The sequence below is a fragment of the Aminobacter sp. AP02 genome, from assembly GCF_003148805.1.
Lineage (GTDB): Bacteria > Pseudomonadota > Alphaproteobacteria > Rhizobiales > Rhizobiaceae > Aminobacter.
On record NZ_QGGX01000009.1, the window covers coordinates 198,989 to 220,320 of the forward strand.

The 21,332-nt window shown below is 61.8% G+C and carries 18 protein-coding genes and 1 tRNA gene; 2 read left to right on the forward strand and 17 right to left on the reverse strand.

Annotation, left to right across the window (positions count from 1 at the left end; all coding sequences use genetic code 11):
• Position 1 precedes the first annotated feature (1 nt).
• Entirely contained in the window at positions 2–424 is a 423-nt protein-coding gene (locus tag C8K44_RS13960) for a helix-turn-helix domain-containing protein (RefSeq protein WP_109576390.1), read from the reverse strand.
• A gap of 71 nt (positions 425–495) precedes the next feature.
• Here C8K44_RS13960 and C8K44_RS13965 point away from each other — a divergent pair, with 71 nt between their 5' ends.
• Positions 496–2,805, forward strand: a complete 2,310-nt coding sequence (locus tag C8K44_RS13965; RefSeq protein WP_109576459.1) for a heavy metal translocating P-type ATPase — start codon at positions 496–498, stop codon at positions 2,803–2,805.
• Positions 2,806–3,135: 330 nt separating this feature from the next.
• Here the strand turns inward: C8K44_RS13965 and C8K44_RS13970 are convergent.
• Positions 3,136–3,220: transfer RNA gene (locus C8K44_RS13970), tRNA-Leu, on the reverse strand.
• A gap of 208 nt (positions 3,221–3,428) precedes the next feature.
• Between C8K44_RS13970 and lipB the strand changes: the two genes are divergently transcribed.
• Positions 3,429–4,169 (forward strand): lipoyl(octanoyl) transferase LipB, encoded by a 741-nt coding sequence (gene lipB / locus C8K44_RS13975; protein ID WP_109576391.1) that lies wholly within the window; start codon positions 3,429–3,431, stop codon positions 4,167–4,169.
• Positions 4,170–4,665: 496 nt separating this feature from the next.
• Here lipB and C8K44_RS13980 read toward each other — a convergent pair whose 3' ends face one another.
• The 15 genes from C8K44_RS13980 to nuoG all read right to left on the reverse strand — a co-directional run bounded on the left by C8K44_RS13980 (position 4,666) and on the right by nuoG (position 21,282).
• Positions 4,666–5,352, reverse strand: a complete 687-nt coding sequence (locus tag C8K44_RS13980; RefSeq protein ID WP_109576392.1) for an ABC transporter ATP-binding protein — start codon at positions 5,350–5,352, stop codon at positions 4,666–4,668.
• A complete protein-coding gene (locus C8K44_RS13985) occupies positions 5,352–6,638 on the reverse strand; it encodes a lipoprotein-releasing ABC transporter permease subunit (protein ID WP_109576393.1) in 1,287 nt (428 codons plus the stop codon). The genes C8K44_RS13980 and C8K44_RS13985 overlap by 1 nt, the downstream gene beginning before the upstream one ends.
• Positions 6,635–7,963, reverse strand: a complete 1,329-nt coding sequence (gene proS, locus C8K44_RS13990) for a proline--tRNA ligase (protein WP_109576460.1) — start codon at positions 7,961–7,963, stop codon at positions 6,635–6,637. The genes C8K44_RS13985 and proS overlap by 4 nt, the downstream gene beginning before the upstream one ends.
• Before the next feature lie 464 nt (positions 7,964–8,427).
• Positions 8,428–8,697: a DUF1467 family protein gene (locus C8K44_RS13995; protein WP_109576394.1), complete on the reverse strand. Its 270-nt coding sequence runs from the start codon at positions 8,695–8,697 to the stop codon at positions 8,428–8,430.
• Entirely contained in the window at positions 8,694–9,098 is a 405-nt protein-coding gene (gene mce / locus C8K44_RS14000; protein WP_109576395.1) for a methylmalonyl-CoA epimerase, read from the reverse strand. Before mce ends, C8K44_RS13995 begins: the two co-directional genes overlap by 4 nt.
• Positions 9,099–9,112: 14 nt before the next feature.
• Positions 9,113–10,783 (reverse strand): ribonuclease J, encoded by a 1,671-nt coding sequence (locus C8K44_RS14005; RefSeq protein WP_109576396.1) that lies wholly within the window; start codon positions 10,781–10,783, stop codon positions 9,113–9,115.
• Between the two features lie 22 nt (positions 10,784–10,805).
• A complete protein-coding gene (locus tag C8K44_RS14010; RefSeq protein WP_109576397.1) occupies positions 10,806–11,633 on the reverse strand; it encodes a biotin--[acetyl-CoA-carboxylase] ligase in 828 nt (275 codons plus the stop codon).
• Positions 11,634–11,637: 4 nt separating this feature from the next.
• The gene (nuoN, locus tag C8K44_RS14015) at positions 11,638–13,074 is read right to left on the reverse strand and encodes an NADH-quinone oxidoreductase subunit NuoN (RefSeq protein WP_109576398.1); all 1,437 of its coding nucleotides are present in this window, start codon (positions 13,072–13,074) and stop codon (positions 11,638–11,640) included.
• Between the two features lie 17 nt (positions 13,075–13,091).
• Positions 13,092–14,597, reverse strand: a complete 1,506-nt coding sequence (locus C8K44_RS14020) for an NADH-quinone oxidoreductase subunit M (protein WP_109576399.1) — start codon at positions 14,595–14,597, stop codon at positions 13,092–13,094.
• Entirely contained in the window at positions 14,597–16,585 is a 1,989-nt protein-coding gene (nuoL, locus tag C8K44_RS14025; RefSeq protein WP_109576400.1) for an NADH-quinone oxidoreductase subunit L, read from the reverse strand. Before nuoL ends, C8K44_RS14020 begins: the two co-directional genes overlap by 1 nt.
• Before the next feature lie 10 nt (positions 16,586–16,595).
• Positions 16,596–16,904 carry an NADH-quinone oxidoreductase subunit NuoK gene (gene nuoK, locus C8K44_RS14030; protein ID WP_109576401.1) on the reverse strand — a complete coding sequence of 103 codons (309 nt, stop codon included), beginning with the start codon at positions 16,902–16,904 and terminating at the stop codon, positions 16,596–16,598.
• 2 nt (positions 16,905–16,906) lie between these two features.
• Positions 16,907–17,527 (reverse strand): NADH-quinone oxidoreductase subunit J, encoded by a 621-nt coding sequence (locus C8K44_RS14035; RefSeq protein WP_109576402.1) that lies wholly within the window; start codon positions 17,525–17,527, stop codon positions 16,907–16,909.
• A 130-nt stretch (positions 17,528–17,657) separates the two neighbouring features.
• Positions 17,658–18,149: an NADH-quinone oxidoreductase subunit NuoI gene (nuoI, locus tag C8K44_RS14040; protein ID WP_055970601.1), complete on the reverse strand. Its 492-nt coding sequence runs from the start codon at positions 18,147–18,149 to the stop codon at positions 17,658–17,660.
• Positions 18,149–19,192 carry an NADH-quinone oxidoreductase subunit NuoH gene (gene nuoH / locus C8K44_RS14045; protein WP_109576403.1) on the reverse strand — a complete coding sequence of 348 codons (1,044 nt, stop codon included), beginning with the start codon at positions 19,190–19,192 and terminating at the stop codon, positions 18,149–18,151. The genes nuoI and nuoH overlap by 1 nt, the downstream gene beginning before the upstream one ends.
• Before the next feature lie 8 nt (positions 19,193–19,200).
• Positions 19,201–21,282 carry an NADH-quinone oxidoreductase subunit NuoG gene (gene nuoG, locus C8K44_RS14050; RefSeq protein ID WP_109576404.1) on the reverse strand — a complete coding sequence of 694 codons (2,082 nt, stop codon included), beginning with the start codon at positions 21,280–21,282 and terminating at the stop codon, positions 19,201–19,203.
• Between the last annotated feature and the right edge of the window lie 50 nt (positions 21,283–21,332).

Below are 21,332 nucleotides of genomic sequence, written 5' to 3' on the forward strand. Positions count from 1 at the left end.
ATCAGGCCACATGCTCGCTTGCGCATTGCTTGTGATCGGCCAGTACCTCAATGATGCGGCAATCGCAGATCCGGCCATGCCCACATTCGTCGATCATGCGGGACAGCTCGCCACGCAGCGCCTGAAGCCGCTCGATGCGCCGGTCAACTTCGCGCAAATGCGCCTTGGCAATGCTGTCGGCCTGATGGCAAGAGGCCTGCGGCTCCTGCGACATCGCCAGAAGTTCGCGGATGTGATCGACCTCAAAGCCCAATTCGCGCGCGTGGCGGATGAAGTTGAGCCGGTCGATTTCCGTCCTGCCGTAGCGGCGCTGGTTGCCCTCGGTGCGCGGCGGCGCAGCAATCAGGCCGATCTGTTCATAAAAGCGGATCGTCGGCACTTTCACGCCCGTTCGCCGCGCCAGTTCGCCAATCGGCAGATTCATCGAAAAACCTCTTGATCCTCTAGTGGCTAGAGATTCTAGCATCGCTTTATATAGGATTGAAAGGACTGATCATGAACGATGCCAACCCCGGCAAGACACGGTTCCGCGTTGGCGGCATGGATTGCGCGTCTTGCGCGACCAAGATCGAAAACGCCGTGAGCCGCCTGCCCGGCATCACCGAGGTCGGCATCTCGGTTTCAGCCGGCACAATGACGGTTTCGCACCAAGGACCAGCGCCCTCCGCTGCCATCTCGAAGCAGGTGAAGGCGCTCGGCTACTCCGTTGCTGAACTGGGCGCGGCGCGAACCACGGAACCGAAGGTCCACGAGCACGGCCCAAACTGCAGCCACGATCATGCCGGCCACAAGCATGGCCACGACAAGCATTCTGGCCATGATCACGATCATGCCAAGCACGACCATTCGGGTCACGATCATGGCGAACATTCCGGACAAAGACATGGGGCACCGGCAGAAAATGCCGGAAGTGTCGGCCATGATCATTTCGACCTCGACGACGGCCCATGGTGGAAATCACGCAAGGCCAAGCTGACCATCGCTTGCGGCTCTGCCCTCATCGCCGCCTATGCTGTCGGCCAGTTTCTGCCGCAGCTCGGCCATTGGGCGTTCCTGGCGGCACTCGCGGTCGGGCTGGTGCCCGTTGCGCGCCGCGCCTATGCCGGTGCCGTCACCGGCACGCCGTTTTCGATCGAAACGCTGATGACCATCGCCGCTGTCGGAGCGGTGTTCATCGGCGCGACCGAAGAAGCGGCCATGGTGGTGCTGCTCTTCCTCATCGGCGAGCTGCTTGAAGGCGTGGCCGCGCGCCGCGCCCGCGCCAGCATCCGCGGCCTGGCCGACCTGGTGCCCAAGACGGCTCTGGTCGAGGAAGGCGGCGCTACCCGCGAAATGCCAGCCGATGCGCTTCAGGTCGGCGCGATCATGCTGGTCAGGCCCGGCGACCGTGTCGCCGCCGACGGCACCATCGTTGAAGGTTCGAGCACGCTCGACGAGGCTCCGGTGACAGGTGAGAGCGTGCCCAAGTCGAAAGCTGCGGGCGATGCGGTGTTTGCCGGCACGATCAACACAGATGCGGTGCTCAAGGTTCGCGTCACCTCGGCCGCCGCCGACAACACGATCGCGCGCGTCATCAAGCTGGTCGAGGAGGCCCAGGAGAGCAAGGCCCCGACCGAGCGCTTCATCGATCGCTTCTCGCGCTACTACACGCCGATGGTGCTGGTCGTAGGTGCATTGGTGGCCATCTTGCCGCCGCTGTTCGCAGGTGGCTCGTGGGAGGAATGGATATACAAGGGCCTCGCCATCCTGTTGATCGGCTGCCCCTGTGCGCTGGTCATCTCGACACCTGCAGCAATAGCCGCCGGCCTATCCGCCGGTGCCCGCCGCGGACTGCTGCTGAAGGGCGGCGCAGTGCTCGAGGGCATGCGCCGGGTGACCACGGTTGCCCTCGACAAGACCGGCACTCTGACCGAAGGCAAGCCAAAGGTCACCGACATTGTCAGTGTCGACCGCCCTGCAACCAAGGTCCTGTCCCTCGCGGCGGCACTTGAAACTGGTTCGAGCCATCCGCTGGCGCTCGCGATCCTCGGCCGTGCCAAGGCGGACCGCGTGCCGGTTCCTCCCGCAAGCGCGGCCAAGGCCGTCGCCGGCAAGGGTGTTGCAGGCAATGTCGGCGGCGAGGACGTTTTCCTGGCGTCTCCAAGCGCCGCCGAGCAAATGGCTGGACTATCGGCCGACCTGAAGGACCAGATCGCCACCTTCAATGCGGACGGCAAGAGCGTGTCGGTACTGGTGGTCGACAACAAGGTCGCCGGCCTCCTCGCCATGCGCGACGAACCACGCGCGGATGCGATTGACGCCCTCGCCACCCTCAAGGCCGAAGGCATCGCCACAGTCATGCTGACCGGCGACAACGAAGCAACCGCCAAGGCCATAGGCAAAGGCCTGGGCATTGCCGTCCGCGCCGGCCTTCTGCCCGACGACAAGCAGCGAATCGTGCGCGAATTGCAGCAAAAGGGTCAGGTCGTTGCCAAGGTCGGCGATGGCATCAATGACGCCCCTGCCCTTGCCGCTGCCGATTTCGGTATCGCCATGGGCGGTGGCACCGATGTTGCGCTGGAAACCGCCGACGCCGCGATCCTGCACGGCCGCGTCAGCGACATTCCAGACATGATCGCACTGTCGAAGAGCGTGATGGGCAACATCACCCAGAACATCACGATCGCGCTTGGGCTAAAGGCGGTCTTCCTGGTGACGACTATCATTGGCTTGACCGGACTTTGGCCGGCAATTTTGGCCGACACCGGCGCCACGGTGCTGGTCACCGCCAACGCCATGCGACTGCTGGCCTGGCGCGGCCGCTGAAAAAAAGTTCCTCTCCAGACCAGCCCGGGGCCGTTCGACGGCTCCGGGCCAACGCGTCGAGGCGCAAAGGCCGTCGCTCCGCCGGATCCAGGTGGATCCGAACGTGGAGGGCGCATACTGGCCCATGCAGCGCCGCAACCGGCTCGACGAGCAAGACAGACGCCCTGCGTGCCAATTCCCCTGGATCGAAAGCATAACGATCAACTGCAGCAAAGCTGCACAATCTTCTGTAATGTCTTGGTAAATACCGGTTGACCCCGGCGAGGCTCAAGCAATCTCAGCCTGACTGAAACAGCTTGTTCAGATGATTGGTTGTCACCTGAAAAGTGATGGTGCGGTCGAGAAGACTCGAACTTCCACGGGTTGCCCCACAGCGACCTCAACGCTGCGCGTCTACCAATTCCGCCACGACCGCACTGTCACAGAGGGCCGGTCCGAACCGGCTCGCGGCATGTAGCAAATCGTTTCCGGGGAAACAAGCGCCCTGAGCAATATTCGTCCATCATTCTTGCATGCCCCAGGGGAAGTCCGGCCTTGCGGCGGCAATAGCCGGCTTTCAAAGCCCAGGGACTGGACCTTTCCGTGCCGAGCGGCCATATCAGGTCGACGAACGGACCCCCAAAATGACCGAACGCAGCCTGATCGCCACGTCGTTTCTCGCCCTTCCGGGCTCAACTCCGGTCGAATGGCGAATCGAACCCGGCCTGACGCCCTATGATCAGGCCCTCGCCTTCATGGAATCACGCGCCGATTCGATTCGACAGGGCACAGCCGATGAGATGGTCTGGCTCGTCGAACACCCGCCGATCTACACCGCCGGCACCAGTGCCCAGGAACAGGATCTGGTCGAGCCCGACCGTTTCCCGGTATTCAAGACGGGCCGCGGCGGCGAGTACACCTATCACGGCCCCGGCCAGCGCGTGGCTTATGTCATGCTCGACCTCAAGCGCAGGCGAGAGGACGTTCGCGCCTTCGTCGCCGCACTCGAAGCCTGGATTATCTCGGCGCTTGCCGCCTTCAACGTGAAGGGTGAACGCCGTGAAGACCGTGTCGGTGTATGGGTGGTACGTCCTGACCGCCCAGCCCTGCCCGATGGCTCGCCGGCGGAAGACAAGATCGCAGCCATCGGCATCCGCCTGCGCCGTTGGGTGAGCTTCCACGGCATCGCAATCAATGTGGAACCTGAGCTCGGACATTTCTCCGGTATCGTTCCGTGCGGTGTCACCGACCACGGCGTGACCAGCCTCGTCGATCTCGGCCTGCCAGTGACGATGGGCGACGTCGATGTCGCGCTCAAGATCGCCTTTGAAGAGATATTTGGGCCCGCCGAAGTCGCTTCCGACTCAGTCAGGAAAACAGCCTGACGGCCTTGCCTGCTGGCTGACTACAGAAAGCACCGGAGGCCATATCCGGGCGGGTGCGTTCGCGACATCCATTCCTGCCAGGCATCGGGATGGCCCCGATACCTTCTGTCATTGGTTGGGAATCCAAGAGGATCGTCCCAACAAGCGCCCAAATCAGAGTGCGCCGATCCACATCGCCATGGTGACGAGGAAGGTGCTCATGCAGACCATCGAAATGACATCCTGTACCAGTTCGGTCATTTGTTGCTCCTGTTTTTAATATGTTCTCAATTTGTTCTAATTCTGTTCGAATGTCAACGCGCACCATTGCATTCGGGCGCAGGCACCCGCCGTAAGCGATTCGACAGTAAATGAACGGTTTATGCCCACGCGAAGGCGCCGCCACCCGTTAAGAAACAGGCACCGACGGCGCTGCGGTCAGATTGAGCTGGATCGTCTGTTCGCCTGGCCATAGCGGCGGACAGGCGTCGATTGTTGGATCGTATGTCGCACTGATCTAGCGCAGCGGAATGATCTTGCCTTCGGAGAGCGTGACGCGGCGATCCATGCGCGCCGCAAGTTCGTGATTATGGGTCGCGATCAACGCTGCCAGGCCGGACTGACGCACCAGAGCCGAGAGCGCGTCGAAGACATAGCCCGCCGTCACCGGGTCGAGATTGCCGGTTGGCTCGTCGGCGAGCAGGACCAGCGGCGCGTTGGCGACCGCGCGCGCGATCGCCACCCGCTGCTGTTCGCCGCCCGAAAGCTCCGACGGACGATGCTGGGCGCGCTTGCCGATCTTCATGTAGTCGAGCAGTTGTGCTGCGCGTTCGCTCGCCTGTGCCGGGCTAAGCCCCTTCACCAGCTGAGGCATCATCACATTCTCCAGCGCGGAGAATTCGGGCAGCAGGTGATGGAACTGGTAGACAAAACCGACGTCGTTGCGGCGGATAGCGGTACGCTCGTCGTCCGACAGCCGCCCGCAGGCGCGACCATTCAGGAAGACGTCACCTGCATCCGGGCGCTCGAGCAGCCCGGCCGTGTGCAGCAGCGTCGACTTGCCGGCGCCGGACGGTGCCACCAGCGCCACCATCTCGCCTGCCTTCAGCGCGAAATTGGCATCGTTGAGGATCGTCAGCTTGCGCGATCCCTGCTCATAATGGCGCTCGACCTTCTTGAGCTCGATAACGGTTTCGATGCCCATTATTCGTACCTCAGCGCTTCGACCGGATCGAGCGTTGCCGCCCGCCAGGCCGGAAACAGGGTCGCCAGGAACGACAGCACCAGCGCCATCAGCACCACCGAGACGGTTTCGCTGACATCCATCTTCGCCGGCAGCTGGGAGAGGAAATAGAGCTCTGGATTGAACAGCACGGTGCCTGAGAGCCAGGAAAAGAACTGCCTGATGCGTTCGACATTGAGACAGATCACGACGCCGAGCAGGACGCCGGCGATCGTGCCGGTCATGCCGATGGCAGCACCGGTCATCAGGAAGATGCGCATCACAGCGCCGCGCGTCGCCCCCATCGTGCGCAGGATGGCGATGTCGTGGCCCTTGTCCTTCACCAGCATGATCAGGCCGGAAATGATGTTCAGCGCGGCCACCAGCACGATCAGCGTCAAGATCATGAACATGACGTTGCGCTCGACCTGAAGCGCGGAGAAGAAGGTCTGGTTGCGCTGGCGCCAGTCGGTCAGGAAAATCGGCCGTTGCGCCGCCTCCTCGACCTTGGTCTTCAGTGCGTCGACGTCGTCGGGATTGTCGACATAGATCTCGATCGAGCCGACCTTGCCTTCGGAGTTGAAATAAAGCTGCGCCTCGCTGAGCGGCATGAAGACGATGGACGTATCGTATTCGGACATGCCGACTTCGAAGATGCCGACAATCGGATAGGCTTTGACGCGAGGCGTCATGCCCATTGGCGTCACGTCGCCATCGGGTGAAACCAGCCGGACGGAATCACCTAGCACCAGCCCCATGTTCTCGGCCATGCGCCTGCCGATGACCACGCCCTCGGAGCTGTCGAAACCGACGATCGAACCCTGCTTGATGTTGTTGGCGACCAGAGTGACCTTGCCGAGGTCGCTGCCCCTGATACCGCGAACAAGCGCGCCGGCGCCTGCGCCGACGTTGCCTTGGGCCAGCACCTGGCCTTCGACAAGCGGGATCGCGTATTTGACGCCTGATACACCATTGATGCGGTCTGCGACCGCCGCGTAGTCCTCAAGCGGCGTGTCGATGGGCGTGACGATCAGATGGCCGTTGACGCCGAGAATGCGGGTTAGAAGCTCGGCACGAAAGCCGTTCATTACCGCCATCACCACAATCAGCGTGGCAACGCCCAGCATGATGCCGAGGAACGAGATCGAAGCGATGACGGAAATCACCGTCTCCTTGCGCTTCGAACGCAGGTAGCGCCACGCTACCATGCGTTCGAACACCGAAAAGGGCCCTGCGCCCGCCGGTTTCGCCGCCACCACTTGGTTCATGCCTTGGCGCCCAGTTTGGCCAGTGCCTGCGCGACCGGCAGCGTCTCGCGTTCGCCGGTCTTGCGGTTCTTGATCTCGACCTCGCCGGCCGCCGCACCGCGCGGACCCACGATCACCTGCCATGGCAGGCCGATCAAGTCGGCGGTGGCGAATTTGCCACCGGCGCGCTGGTCGGTGTCGTCATACAGCACGTCCTTGCCGGCAGCTTCGAAGGCTTTGTAGAGCTCGTCGCAGACGCGGTCGCACTCGGCATCGCCGACCTTCATGTTGATCAGGCCGATGTCGAACGGCGCCACGCCTTCCGGCCAGATGATGCCGTTCTCGTCATGGCTTGCCTCGATGATCGCGGCGATCAGGCGGCTCGGGCCGATGCCGTAGGAGCCCATCGACACGAAATGTTCCTTGCCGTCGGGACCCATGACCTTGGCGCCCATCGGCTTGGAGTACTTCTCCCCGAAATGGAAGATGTGACCGACCTCGATGCCGCGCGCCGACACCTTGTCGGCTTCCGGCACAGCTGCCCATGCGGCCTCGTCATGCATCTCTTCGGTCGCCGCGTAGGGCGTCGTCCACTTCTTGACGATGCCGTCGATCTCGCCATCATTGGCGAAATCGGTGTCGGCACCCGGCACCGGCAGGCCAAGATAATCGCGATGGCAAAACACCTGGCTTTCGCCGGTTTCGGCCAGGATGATGAATTCGTGGCTGAGGTCGCCGCCGATCGGGCCGGTGTCGGCACGCATAGGAATCGCCTGCAGGCCCATCCGCGTGAAGGTACGCAGATAAGAGACAAACATCCTGTTGTAGGCCGCCTTGGCCCCTTCGAAATCGAGATCGAAGGAGTAGGCGTCCTTCATCAGGAACTCGCGGGAGCGCATCACGCCGAAGCGCGGGCGCACCTCGTCGCGGAATTTCCACTGGATATGGTAGAGGTTGAGCGGCAGGTCCTTGTACGACTTGACGTAGGAGCGGAAGATTTCCGTGACCATCTCCTCGTTGGTCGGGCCAAACAGCATGTCGCGCTCGTGGCGATCCTTGATGCGCAGCATCTCCTTGCCGTAATCGTCGTAGCGACCGCTTTCGCGCCACAGGTCGGCAGACTGGATGGTCGGCATCAGGATTTCGAGCGCCCCGGCCCGGTCCTGCTCCTCGCGCACGATGCGGCAGATCTTGTCGAGAACGCGCTTGCCCAGCGGCAACCACGAAAAACTGCCTGCAGCCTGCTGCCTGATCATGCCCGCACGCAGCATCAGCCGGTGGGAAATGATATCAGCCTCACGAGGATTTTCTTTGAGAATGGGCAGGAAATAGCGCGACAGACGCATCGAATGTTCCATGAAAACGATGATGCCGGAATCGGCACGAGAAAGAGGCTTGCTTGAACGCGCTTCATAGCCATTTCAAGGCCGAATGGAAACCCGCGCATGCCGTTTCGACGCAGCGTCAGAATGCCCTGACTGGTTGACGGGCAGCATCTGCCCGACAATTGTGCATTGCAGCACATGAATGCCCGTTCGGAAGCAAAATTCCGCGTGACATTTCATTTCCGGTTAGTCTAATGTGCCTCGATAACCGAGAGGGCGGAGAATAAATCCGCTCTCCTACGCGGTCAAAGTCTTGGGAGGATGCGATCTAGGCGCGATAACTCGCTGCCGCCGGTTACCGGAAAGCAGATCGGACGCGTTTAAATTGCAAGGCCTTGTGCCTTGCATTTTTTTTGGCCAAACAGCAGCTTATCGCGCTTCCCGAAGAAATGACCTTAGCGGCATTCCCTACTCTCGGGAATGCGTCATTTGATCTCGGGAATGAACTGCGGGAAGTCGTCGAAGCTGTAGCCCAGCCCCTTTGTCACGGCATAGAACGAGCCGATCACGACAGCTGTCACCAATGTCGTCCACAGCATGGCGCGCAGCATGTGCGGCCCGCGGGGTGCGCTTGCCTCGGTTCCCAGCGTAACATTTTGGTCTTCGTCCTGGGTCTTGACGCCAAAGGGCAGGATGGCAAACAGAGTCAGCCACCAGAAGACGAAATACATCGCGGCTAGCGAAATCCAGGTCATGCCTGCTCCAATTCGACCAGCGTTCCCTGGAAATCCTTGGGATGAAGGAACAGCACCGGCTTGCCATGCGCCCCGATCTTCGGATTGCCGTTACCCAGCACGCGGGCTCCCGATGCCTTGAGATGGTCACGCGCCGCGATGATGTCATCAACCTCGTAGCAGACATGATGCATGCCGCCCGACGGGCTCTTGGCCAGGAACGCCGCGATCGGCGAGCCCTCGCCCAAAGGTTCGAGCAACTCGATCTTGGTGTTGCCTACGTCGATGAACACCACCGTCACGCCATGCTCCGGCAGCGCCTGCGGCTCGGTCACCTTGGCGCCGAGCGTATCGCGGTAGACGGCGCTCGCCGCCGCCAGGTCTGGCACGGCGATGGCGACGTGATTGAGGCGTCCAAGCATCTTCAGTCCTGCCCTCAGCGGGTGACGAACACGGTCACCAGCGGTTTCTTGCCCCAGGCTTCATTGGCTGCACCGCGCACTGCGCGCCGCACGGCTTCCTGAACCAGGTCGAGGTCTTTTCGGCGCGCACGGGGTATCGAGTCCACAGCGCCTATTGCCGCATCAAGCATCAGTTCCTCGAGCGCCTCGCCGCCAGCATCGACTTCGGCTACCCCAATCGCCACCAGATCCGGATCGCCGGACAGCTCGTACTTGTCATCAAGCACGACGTTGACCGCGACATGGCCGGCAAAAGACAGCTTGCGGCGGTCGCGAATGCCCATCGCCTCGTCGGACCCGATCAGCTTGCCGTCCTTGTAGACGCGGCCGAACGGCACCTGGTCGATGATCTCGGCAGCGCCGGGCCAGAGCCTGAGCATGTCGCCATCGCGGATCTGCGCCACTTCGGGAATGCCCGACATCGACATCAGCGAGCCTTGCCCGACAAGATGAGCAGCTTCGCCATGCACCGGTACGCCAATGCGCGGCCGCACCCACTCATACATGCGCTTGAGTTCGCTGCGGCGCGGATGTCCGGAAACGTGTACGAGCGCGTCGCCGTCCTCGATGATCTTGATGCCCTGGTCGATGAGCTGGTTCTTGATCTCGAGGATCGCCTTTTCATTGCCGGGAATCGTGCGCGACGAAAACACCACCGTGTCGCCCGGCGACAGCGCAACCAACTTCATCTCGTCACGTGCAAGCTTGGCAAGTGCAGCGCGGGGTTCGCCCTGGCTGCCGGTGCAGATGACGACAAGATTTTCGCGCGGGATGTAGCCGTAGTCCTCTTCGGAAACGAATTCCGGCAGCCCGTCCATGTAACCGAGCTCGCTCGACACATCGATGACGCGCTTCAGCGAACGGCCCATGACCAGCACCTGGCGGCCTGCATCGCGCGCGGCCTCGGCAATGGAGCGGATGCGGCCGACATTGGACGAGAAGGTGGTAACCGCAACGCGGCCCTTGGCCTGCTCGATCACTTCGCGCAGCCCTTGGCCGACCTGCTGCTCGGACGGCGAGTCGCCTTCGCGCAGGGCGTTGGTCGAATCGCAGATCAGCGCGAGGACGCCCTTGTCGCCGTAGGCGCGGAAGCGTGCTTCGTCGGTCATAGGACCAATCGCCGGCGCCGGATCGATCTTCCAGTCACCAGTGTGGATCACGGTTCCCGCAGGCGTGGTGATTGCCAGCGAAACCGGCTCGGGGATCGAATGGCTGACAGCGATCGCCTCGATCTCGAAGGGTCCTACCGAGAACTTCTCGCCGGCACGATAGACCGTGACCGGGATTTTCGGCGCGCCCTGCTCCGACTGCCGCTTGGCCTCAAGAAGCCCAGCCGCGAACGGCGTCATCCACACCGGCGCCTTGAGCTTCGGCCAGGTGTCGTGGAGAGCACCGTAGTGATCTTCATGCGCGTGCGTGATGATGATGCCGCGGAGGTTCTTCAGTTCTTCTTCGATGAAGCGGGTATCCGGCAGCACCAGGTCGACGCCGGGCAGCGCCGCATCGGGGAAAGTCACCCCGACGTCGATGATGATCCATTCGCGCGCATTCGCCGGACCGAAGCCATAGAGAGCGAAGTTCATGCCGATCTCGCCGACGCCGCCAAGCGGCACGAATACGAGCTCGGCGTTTTCCGCTTTCGCCATACCAGAAATCCTTTCAGGCCTGTCAGGCCGCGCCGGCCGAAGCGACCGCGCCAAAATGCACGTCGCCAGCGGCGATCTTTACCGTTTCACCTTTAGCTTCACGGATCACGAAGCGGCAATCCTCGTCGATTGTCTCGAAGACGCCGCGCACCACACTTCCCTCTATCCGCACGGCGACTTCGCTGCCAAGGCCGGCGGCGCGCGCCAGCCAACGCTTGCGGATCCCCGCCAAACCTCGACCTTCGGCCCAAACGCGTTCGTTTTCGCTCCAGGCATCGGACAGTGCCAGAAACAAGGTCTCGGCATCGACGCCGGCCCCAAGGCTTGCGAGCGAAGTCGCTGGATACGGCACGTCGGTCGGATGTGCTACGACATTGACGCCAATGCCGATCGCAATGGCCAGTCGCCCTTGTCCGAGCAATGTCGACTCGAGCAGGATGCCGGCGAGCTTGGCACCCGATGCCAGGACGTCGTTTGGCCATTTCAGCTCGAAACGCTTGACGCCCTGCCCGCTGCCGCCGTCGACGCCAACTGAAAATCGTGCATTGGGCGCCACCGCATCCAACGCGTCGGCAAGCGCCAGGCCAGCCACAAATCCAAGCGTCGCGGCAAAGTGCAGATCGTGATCGAGAACCTTGAGCAAGGTCGCGGCAAGATTGCCTTCGGGCGTTGCCCAGGCGCGGCCACGACGGCCACGCCCGCTTTCCTGCTTCTTGGAAACGATCCAGAGCTTGCCCGGATCGCCTTGCATAGCCCGCTCCAGCGCCAAGGCGTTGGTCGACCCTACCGCGTCGTGAGCCTCCAGGCGGAAGCCCTCAACATTTGCGGTCGGTGCGAGTTGGAACCCCATACCGTCAGAAGAATGTCTTGGCAGCAGCTTCCGCCATCTGCCCGACAGGACCGCCGATCAGCACGTAGAAAAGCACAAACGCGCCAGACAGGCCGAGCACGAGGCGAAGTTCGCCCGCCATCGGCTGGAAGCCGCCGACCGGCTCATCGAACCACATGATCTTGATGATGCGCAGGTAGTAATAAGCGCCCACAACCGAAGCCAGCATGCCGATCACTGCAAGCGCGTAGAGGTTTGCATCGATGGCCGCGAGGAAGACGTACCACTTCCCCCAGAAGCCAGCCAGCGGCGGAATGCCGGCCAGCGAAAACATCAGGACGGTCAGGATGGTCGCCATCACAGGATTGGTCGAGGACAGTCCAGCAAGATCGCTGATCTGTTCGACATTGCCGTCCTTGCGGCGCATGGCCAAGATAAAGGCAAAGGTGCCGAGCGTCATCACAAGATAGATGAGCATGTAGATGACCACGCCACGCACGCCGGCTTCGCTGTTGGCCGCGAGGCCGACCAGAGCGTAGCCCATGTGGCCGATCGACGAATAGGCCATCAGGCGTTTGATGTTCTTCTGGCCGATTGCTGCAAACGAGCCGAGCAGCATCGAGGCGATGGAAATGAAGACGATAATCTGCTGCCAATCGGTGCCAATGGGCTCGAAGGCACCCATGGTGACGCGAACGATCAAAGCCATCGCCGCCATCTTGGGGGCTGCGGCAAAGAACGCCGTCACCGGCGTCGGCGCACCTTCATAGACGTCGGGCGTCCACATGTGGAACGGCACCGCCGAGATCTTGAAGCACAGGCCGGCCAGCACGAAAACAAGGCCGAAGACCAGGCCGAGCTGACGCTCGCCGTCGCCGAGGGCGGCGGCAATGGCCTCAAACGAAGTGTGCCCGGTATAGCCGTACACAAGACTGATGCCGTAGAGCAGCATGCCCGACGACAGCGCGCCGAGAACGAAGTACTTCAGGCCCGCTTCGGTCGAACGCACATTGTCGCGGTTGATCGCGGCGATGACATAGAGCGCAAGCGACTGCAGTTCGAGCCCGAGATACAGAGCCAGCATGTCGTTGGCCGAGATCATCAGCAGCATGCCGAGCGTCGCCAGCATGACGAGCACGGGGAATTCGAACTTGTCGAACTTCTCGGCCTTGGCAAAACCGACCGACATGATCAGCGTCACCACCGCGCCGAGCAGCGTCAGGACTTTCATGAACCGGGCGAACGGATCGGAAATGAAGGCGGTTCCGTAGCCGGTGCCGTTATGGCCGAACACCAGCATCCAGGCGCCTGCCGCGATCAGCAGCGCGACGGCCAGGCCAGTCACGGTCGAGTTGGCGCGCTCACCGGAAAACACGCCGACCATCAGCAGCGCCAGCGCGCCGACGGCGATGATCAGCTCCGGCATGGAGAGCGAGAGGCTCGAAAGGAGTTCGGGCGTCATGGTTCGCAAAACCCCTGTCAGTTCGCCGCCGCGGTCTGCGCGGCGTCGATCGATACGGTTACGTTGTTGATCAGCGCCTTGACCGATGCGGTCGTGACGTCGAACACCGGCGTCGGATAGACGCCATAGAAGATGACCAGGATGATCAGCGGATAGAGTACCACCTTCTCGCGGCCTGACAGGTCAAACAGACCCTTCAGACTTTCCTTGGTCAGCGCGCCAAACACCACGCGGCGGTAGAGCCACAGCGCGTAGGCAGCCGACAGGATCACGCCGGTGGCAGCGATCAACGCCACCCAGGTATTGACCTGGAAGATACCGAACAACGTCAGGAACTCGCCGATGAACCCGCTCGTGCCGGGCAGACCGACATTGGCCATGGTGAAGATCAGGAAGGCGACCGCATATTTCGGCATGTTGTTGACGAGGCCGCCATAGGCCGAGATCTCACGGGTATGCATGCGGTCGTAGACGACGCCGACGCACAGGAACAGCGCGCCCGAGATCAGGCCGTGGCTGAGCATCTGGAAGATCGCGCCCTGCACGCCGGTCTCGTTCATCGCGAAGATGCCCATGGTGACGTAACCCATGTGAGCGACCGACGAATAAGCGATCAGCTTCTTCATGTCGTCCTGCATCAGCGCCACCAGCGAGGTATAGACGATGGCGATGACCGACAATGCAAAGACCATTGGCGCGAAGAACTCGGACGCCAGAGGGAACATCGGCAGCGAGAAGCGCAGGAAGCCGTAACCGCCCATCTTCAGCAGGATGCCTGCCAGGATGACCGAGCCTGCCGTCGGCGCCTCAACGTGCGCATCGGGCAGCCAGGTGTGCACCGGCCACATCGGCATCTTCACCGCAAACGAGGCGAAGAAGGCCAGCCACAGCCAGGTCTGCATGTTGGCCGGGAAGTCATGCGCGAGCAGCGTCGGGATATCGGTCGTGCCGGCCTGCCAGAACATCGCCATGACAGCGAGCAGCATCAGCACCGAGCCGAGCAGCGTGAACAGGAAGAATTTGAAGCTGGCATAGACGCGGCGCTTGCCGCCCCAAACGCCGATGATGATGAACATCGGGATCAGCACGGCTTCGAAGAAGACGTAGAACAGCACGATGTCGAGGGCGCAGAAGACGCCGATCATCAACGTTTCCAGGACCAGGAACGCGATCATGTATTCCTTGACGCGCTTTTCCACCGACTCCCAGCTCGCGAGGATGCAAAGCGGCATCAGGAAGGTCGTCAGGATCACGAACAGCATCGAAATGCCGTCCACGCCCAGATGGTAGGAAATGCCAGAGTCGAGCCACGCTGCCTTTTCGACGAACTGGAAGCCAGCTTCCGTATTGTCGAAATAGATCCAGATCAGCAGCGACACCGCAAAGGTGAACACTGTCGTCAGCAACGCCACGTTACGAATATTGCGGCGCGCGGCTTCACCATCGTCCCTGATCAGAAGGATCAGGAACGCGCCGACCAGCGGCAAAAAGGTGACCAGCGATAGAATGGGAACGCCAGACATCAGAAGGAGCTCCCGAGCATCATCCAGGTAACGAGGGCCGCCACACCGATCAGCATGGCGAATGCGTAGTGGTAAAGGTAACCGGTCTGCAGCTTGACGACACGGTTGGTCACGTCGACGACGCGGGCGGAGATACCGTCGGCGCCAAAGCCGTCGATCAGCCAGCCATCGCCCTTCTTCCACAGGAAGCGACCGAGCCACTTGGCCGGGCGGACGAACAAGAAGTCATACAACTCATCGAAGTACCACTTGTTGAGCAGGAAGGCGTAAAGCCCACGATGGCGCGAGGCCAGGATCTTCGGCATGTCGGGCGAGCGGATGTAGAAGAGATAGGCCATGGCGAAGCCACCGATCATCGCTGCGAACGGCGCGAGCTTCACCCACATCGGCACGCTGTGGAAGTCGTGCAGGATGTGGTTGGTGTCGAGCGTGAACAACGCGCCCTTCCAGAACTCGGTATAGGCTTCGCCGATGAACTGGTCGTGGAACATCACGCCCGCAAACAGCGCGCCGACTGCCAGCACAAACAACGGAACCAGCATCACCGGCGGCGATTCATGCACATGGTGCATGACGTCGGCGGTAGCGCGCGGCTTGCCGTGGAAGGTCATGAATATCAGGCGCCACGAGTAGAAGCTGGTGAAGCAGGCGGCGATGACGAGCATCGCGAACGCAAAGCCTGCGACCGCATTGTGGCCGACAAACGCGCCTTCAATGATGGCGTCCTTGGAGAAGAAGCCGGCCGTGCCGATGATCGTGGCCGGGATACCGACGCCGGTCAGCGCAAGCGTGCCGATGACCATCATCCAGTAAGTGGTCGGGATCAGCTTCCTGAGGCCGCCCATCTTGCGCATGTCCTGCTCATCGGAAACGGCGTGGATCACCGAACCCGAGCCCAGGAACAGCAGCGCCTTAAAGAAGGCATGCGTGAACAGATGGAAGATCGCAGCTGAATAGAAGCCCATGCCGAGCGCCACGAACATGTAGCCGAGCTGCGAGCAGGTCGAATAGGCGATGACGCGCTTGATGTCGTTCTGGACCAGACCGACGGTGGCCGCGAAGAATGCGGTCAGGGCGCCGATGAAAGTCACCACGGTCAAGGCCGAGTGCGACAGTTCGAACACCGGCGACAGGCGGGCCAGCATGAACACGCCGGCGGTAACCATCGTCGCGGCATGGATCAGCGCCGACACAGGCGTCGGGCCTTCCATGGCGTCCGGCAACCAGGTGTGCAGCGGCACCTGTGCCGACTTGCCCATGGCGCCCATGAACAGCAGCAGGCAAACGACCGTCAGCGCGCTGTGCTTGTCAAGCGCGTAGCCGAGGAAGTTCAGAACGGTTTCGCCATGCTCGGCAGCACCTTCAGCCGGCAGATAGTTCGCTGCGCTGGCAAAGATCGTGCTGAATTCGACCGAGCCGAACAGGACAAACAAGCCGAAGATGCCCAGCAGGAAGCCAAAATCGCCGACACGATTGACGACGAAGGCCTTGATGGCGGCGGCATTGGCCGACGGCTTCTTGTACCAGAAGCCGATCAGCAGGTAGGACGCGAGACCCACACCTTCCCAGCCGAAGAACATCTGGACGAGATTGTCCGACGTCACCAGCATCAGCATGGCAAAGGTGAACAGCGACAGGTAGGCGAAGAAGCGCGGCCGATGCGGATCGTGATGCATGTAGCCGATCGAGTAGATGTGGACGAGCGCCGACACCGTGTTGACCACGACCAGCATGACCACCGTCAGCGTGTCGATGCGCAGCGCCCAGTCGGCCTGCACCGGCCCGACATCGAGGAAGCGCAGAACCGGTACGGTAAAGGCCTCGACGTCACCGAAGCCAACCGTGATGAAGGCCACCCAGGACAGGACGGCGGAAACCACCAGCAGCCCCGAGGTGATGTATTCGGAAGCTTTCGCTCCGATCGAACGGCCGAACAGGCCGGCGATCAGGAAGCCGAGAAGCGGAAGGAAGACGATTAGCTGGTACATTTTTGTCCCGTCAGCCCTTCATCATGTTCACGTCTTCGACCGCGATGGAGCCGCGGTTGCGGAAGAATACGACCAGAATGGCAAGCCCGATTGCCGCTTCAGCGGCGGCAACCGTAAGCACGAACAGCGCAAACACCTGCCCGACCAGGTCGCCGAGCTGGGCCGAGAACGCCACGAAATTGATATTGACCGCAAGAAGGATCAGTTCGACCGACATCAGGATGACGATGACGTTCTTGCGGTTCAGGAAAATGCCGAACACGCCAAGCGTGAACATAACCGCCGATAGCGTGAGATAATGCGAAATGCCCACAACCATGGTCAGATTCCCTTGCCCGTCTCGACCTTCTTGACCTCGATCGCGGTAGCCGGGGTGCGAGCAACCTGAGCAGGAATGCTCTGGCGCTTGACGTTCGGCTTGTGGCGCAGCGTCAGCACGATGGCGCCGATCATGGCGACCAACAACACGAGGCCGGCGATCTGGAAGAAGTAGATGTAGTTTGTATAGAGGATGTCGCCGAGGGCAGCCGTGTTGTGGCGCGTGGCGATATCAGGCGTAGGCTGGGCCACTGCTGAACCGAGCTTGGGTGCGAAGGCGTAGCCGCCCGTCACCACGATCAGCTCGGCGGCCAGGATCAGGCCGACCAATGCGCCGATTGGCGCATATTGCAACGCGCCCGACTTGAGCTCGGCAAAGTCGACGTCGAGCATCATGACGACGAACAGGAACAGCACCGCCACCGCGCCGACATAAACGACGAGCAGGATCATCGCCAGGAACTCGGCGCCGGTCAAAAGGAACAGACCCGCCGCGTTGAAGAACGTCAGGATCAGATAGAGCACCGAGTGAACCGGGTTGCGCGCCGAAATGACCATGAAGGCCGACGCCACCGCGATGAAGGCGAAGAGGTAGAAAAATACCGCTTCAAGTCCGTTGAGCATGGGTTCCCCCGGTTTTCCTTTCGGGCAGTACGCATCTGCACGCCCTGCCCTGTTCACGTCCTTGCTCCGCCTCCGGTGCAGGTCGCGCGTTCCTTAGACGAGCCGACTTGGCCCGTCCATTGTTCAAGCCTCAGCGATAAGGCGAATCCATAGCGATGTTGCGCGCGATCTCGCGCTCCCACCGGTCGCCGTTCGCAAGCAGCTTGTCCTTGTCGTAGTACAGCTCCTCGCGCGTTTCCGTCGCGAATTCAAAATTCGGCCCCTCGACGATAGCGTCGACCGGGCAAGCCTCCTGGCAAAAGCCGCAATAGATGCACTTCACCATGTCGATGTCGTAGCGGACGGTACGGCGGGTTCCGTCGTTGCGGCGCGGGCCGGCCTCGATGGTAATGGCCTGCGCCGGGCAGATCGCCTCGCACAACTTGCAGGCAATGCAGCGCTCCTCGCCGTTGGGATAGCGGCGAAGCGCATGTTCACCACGGAAGCGCGGGCTGACCGGGCCCTTTTCATGCGGATAGTTCAGCGTCGCCTTGGGCGCGAAGAACTGGCGCATGGAAAGGAAGAATGCGCCGACGAAGTCCTGCAAAAGCAGCGATTTGGCGGCTTGGGCGAGAGCGGACATCAGGCGGCTCCGGTAAGCTTGAGTACGGCTGCGGTGATCACGACCATAGCCAGCGAGATCGGCAGGAACACCTTCCAGCCCAGGCGCATCAGCTGATCGTAGCGATAGCGCGGCACGAAGGACTTCACCATGGCGAACATGAAGAACACCATGCAGACCTTGAGCACGAACCAGATCACGCCGGGCACCCAGGTGAAGGGCGCGAAGTCGAACGGCGGCAGCCATCCACCGAGGAACAGGATGGTCGTCAGCGCGCACATCAGAACGATCGCGACGTATTCGCCGAGGAAAAACAGCAGGAACGGCGTCGACGAATATTCGATCATGTGACCGGCGACGAGTTCCGACTCGGCCTCGACCAGGTCGAAGGGCGGGCGGTTCGTCTCGGCCAGCGCCGAAATGAAGAAGATCACGAACATCGGGAACAGAACGAGCCAGTTCCAGTCGAGGAACGTATTGGGCAGGCCAAGGCGCGTGCCGATGCCGTCGCCCTGCGACAGCACGATGTCGGTCAGGTTCAGCGAGCCGACGGTGAGCAGCACGCAAACGATGACAAAGCCGATCGAGACTTCGTAGGACACCATCTGCGCCGCCGAACGAAGTGCGCCCAGGAATGGATACTTCGAGTTCGAGGCCCAGCCGCCCATGATCACGCCATAGACCTCGAGCGAGGAGATGGCGAAGACGTAGAGGATGCCGACATTGACGTTGGCAATCGCCCAGCCTTCGCTGACCGGGATCACTGCCCAGGCAGCGATCGCCAGGACTGCAGACACGACCGGCGCGAGCAGGAACACGCCCTTGTTGGCGCCTGAGGGGATCACCGGTTCCTTGAAGACGAACTTCAAAAGATCGGCGAATGCCTGCAGCAGGCCCCAGGGACCGACGACGTTCGGGCCGCGGCGCAGCTGTACCGCCGCCCAGATCTTGCGGTCGGCATAAAGGATGTAGGCGACGAAGATCAGCAGAACGACGATCAGGACGACCGACTTCAGCAGTATGATCAACGCCGGCAGGACGTAGAAGGAGAAAAAGGTATCCATGACAGCCTTTACTCCGCCGCCTGCTTGAAGCCGTTTTTGGCCAGTGCCGAACACTCGGCCATCACCGCCGACGCACGTGCGATCGGATTGGTAAGATAGAAGTCCTTCACGACAGAGGTGAAGGCGCCCTTGTTCAGGCGGCCGCCGAGCTTGGCGACCTTGGCAATGTCGTCACTATTTCCGGCCTCGATCTCGTCGATGCGGGCCAGATGCGGATACTCCGCATAGAGCTTGCCGCGTAGCTGCGACAGGGAGTCAAAGGGCAGCTTGTGGCCGAGTACGTCGGACAGCGCCCTGAGGATCGCCCAGTCTTCCTTGGCCTCTCCCGGCGCGAAGCCGGCGCGGGTGGTCTGCTGCACCCGGCCTTCGGTGTTCACATATGTGCCCGACTTTTCGGTGTATGCGGCAGCTGGCAGGATGACGTCAGCGCGGTGGGCGCCGGCATCGCCATGGGTGCCGATGTAGACGACAAACGCGTCTGCGGCCTTGGCCAGGTCGAGTTCGTCGGCACCGAGCAGGAACAACACGTCGGTCTCGCCGAGCATGCCGGCAACGTTCTTGCCGCCCTCGCCCGGCACGAAGCCGACGTCGAGACCGCCAACGCGGGCGGCTGCGGTGTGAAGCACGGCAAAGCCGTTCCAGTCGGCACGGCTGGCATTGACCGCGGTCGCGAGCTTGGCAGCCTGGCCGAGCACGGCAGCACCATCGGCGCGCGCTATCGCGCCCTGGCCGACGATGATCAGCGGATGGGTTGCCTTCTTGAGTAGCGAGAAGAACTTGCCATTGCCTTCGGCCAGGTCCTTGAGGGTATCAGGGCCCGAGCCCAGCTGTTCGTAGTCGTAGCGCGTGTCGCCGATCTCGCCGATGACGGCGACCGGCACATTGGCACCGCGCCAATGCTTGCGGATACGGGCATTGAGCACCGAAGCCTCGAAGCGCGGATTGGCGCCGATGATGAGGATGGCATCCGCCTGCTCGATGCCTTCGATGGTCGAGTTGAAGATGTAGCTTGAGCGGCCGAGCGACGGATCGAGCGCAGCACCATCCTGGCGGCAGTCGATGTTGTTCGAGCCGAGAGAGGAGATCAGCTGCTTGAGCGCATACATTTCCTCGACGGTGGCGAGGTCGCCGGCAATTGCGCCGATGCGGTCAGCCGGTGCGCCCGAAACCGCGCCCTTGATTGCGGCAAAAGCTTCCGCCCAGGTTGCGGGTGCCAGCTTGCCGTCCTTGCGGACGTAGGGCCGGTCGAGGCGCTGCGTGCGCAGCCCATCCCAGATGAAACGGGTCTTGTCGGAGATCCACTCCTCGTTCACCTGCTCGTTGATGCGCGGCATGATGCGCATCACTTCGCGGCCGCGCGTGTCGACGCGGATCGCCGAACCGACAGCGTCCATCACGTCGATGGATTCGGTCTTGGTCAGCTCCCACGGACGCGCCTGGAAGGCATAGGGCTTGGAGGTCAGCGCGCCGACCGGGCACAGGTCGATGACGTTACCCTGAAGCTCCGAGGTCATTGCCTGCTCGAGATAGGTGGTGATCTCGGCGTCCTCGCCACGGCCGATCAGGCCAAGCTCTGAAATGCCGGCCACTTCGGTGGTGAAGCGGACGCAGCGCGTGCAGTGAATGCAGCGCGTCATGATCGTCTTGACCAGCGGACCGATGTTCTTGTCTTCGACCGCGCGCTTGTTTTCGTTGTAGCGCGAACCGTCGAGGCCGAAGGCCATCGCCTGGTCCTGCAGGTCGCATTCGCCGCCCTGATCGCAGATCGGGCAGTCGAGCGGGTGATTGATGAGCAGGAACTCCATCACGCCTTCGCGGGCCTTCTTGACCATCGGCGTGTTGGTGAAAATTTCCGGCGTTTCGCCGTTTGGGCCGGGGCGCAGATCGCGCACGCCCATGGCGCAGGACGCAGCCGGCTTGGGCGGTCCGCCCTTCACCTCGACCAGGCACATGCGGCAGTTGCCGGCGATCGACAGCCGCTCATGGAAGCAGAAGCGCGGCACTTCCGCGCCAGCCTCTTCCGCAGCCTGCAGCAGCGTATAGTGGTCGGGTACCGAAATCTCTTTCCCGTCGACCTTAAGCTTTGCCATAGCGCCTCAAATCCCGCGGATGATCCGCATTCCGTCCTGCAAGGGGCGCG

Coding starts and splice junctions, on each gene's coding strand:
- nuoK (WP_109576401.1), bottom strand. CDS start 16,904: ATGGTTGTGGGCATTTCGCATTATCTCACGCTATCGGCGGTTATGTTC.
- nuoG (WP_109576404.1), bottom strand. CDS start 21,282: ATGGCAAAGCTTAAGGTCGACGGGAAAGAGATTTCGGTACCCGACCAC.
- C8K44_RS14010 (WP_109576397.1), bottom strand. CDS start 11,633: ATGGGGTTCCAACTCGCACCGACCGCAAATGTTGAGGGCTTCCGCCTG.
- C8K44_RS14035 (WP_109576402.1), bottom strand. CDS start 17,527: ATGCTCAACGGACTTGAAGCGGTATTTTTCTACCTCTTCGCCTTCATC.
- C8K44_RS13965 (WP_109576459.1), top strand. CDS start 496: ATGAACGATGCCAACCCCGGCAAGACACGGTTCCGCGTTGGCGGCATG.
- mce (WP_109576395.1), bottom strand. CDS start 9,098: ATGCTTGGACGCCTCAATCACGTCGCCATCGCCGTGCCAGACCTGGCG.
- C8K44_RS14020 (WP_109576399.1), bottom strand. CDS start 14,597: ATGTCTGGCGTTCCCATTCTATCGCTGGTCACCTTTTTGCCGCTGGTC.
- C8K44_RS13980 (WP_109576392.1), bottom strand. CDS start 5,352: ATGGGCATCGAAACCGTTATCGAGCTCAAGAAGGTCGAGCGCCATTAT.
- C8K44_RS13995 (WP_109576394.1), bottom strand. CDS start 8,697: ATGACCTGGATTTCGCTAGCCGCGATGTATTTCGTCTTCTGGTGGCTG.
- nuoL (WP_109576400.1), bottom strand. CDS start 16,585: ATGTACCAGCTAATCGTCTTCCTTCCGCTTCTCGGCTTCCTGATCGCC.
- lipB (WP_109576391.1), top strand. CDS start 3,429: ATGACCGAACGCAGCCTGATCGCCACGTCGTTTCTCGCCCTTCCGGGC.
- nuoN (WP_109576398.1), bottom strand. CDS start 13,074: ATGACGCCCGAACTCCTTTCGAGCCTCTCGCTCTCCATGCCGGAGCTG.
- nuoH (WP_109576403.1), bottom strand. CDS start 19,192: ATGGATACCTTTTTCTCCTTCTACGTCCTGCCGGCGTTGATCATACTG.
- C8K44_RS13985 (WP_109576393.1), bottom strand. CDS start 6,638: ATGAACCAAGTGGTGGCGGCGAAACCGGCGGGCGCAGGGCCCTTTTCG.
- proS (WP_109576460.1), bottom strand. CDS start 7,963: ATGCGTCTGTCGCGCTATTTCCTGCCCATTCTCAAAGAAAATCCTCGT.
- C8K44_RS13960 (WP_109576390.1), bottom strand. CDS start 424: ATGAATCTGCCGATTGGCGAACTGGCGCGGCGAACGGGCGTGAAAGTG.
- nuoI (WP_055970601.1), bottom strand. CDS start 18,149: ATGTCCGCTCTCGCCCAAGCCGCCAAATCGCTGCTTTTGCAGGACTTC.
- C8K44_RS14005 (WP_109576396.1), bottom strand. CDS start 10,783: ATGGCGAAAGCGGAAAACGCCGAGCTCGTATTCGTGCCGCTTGGCGGC.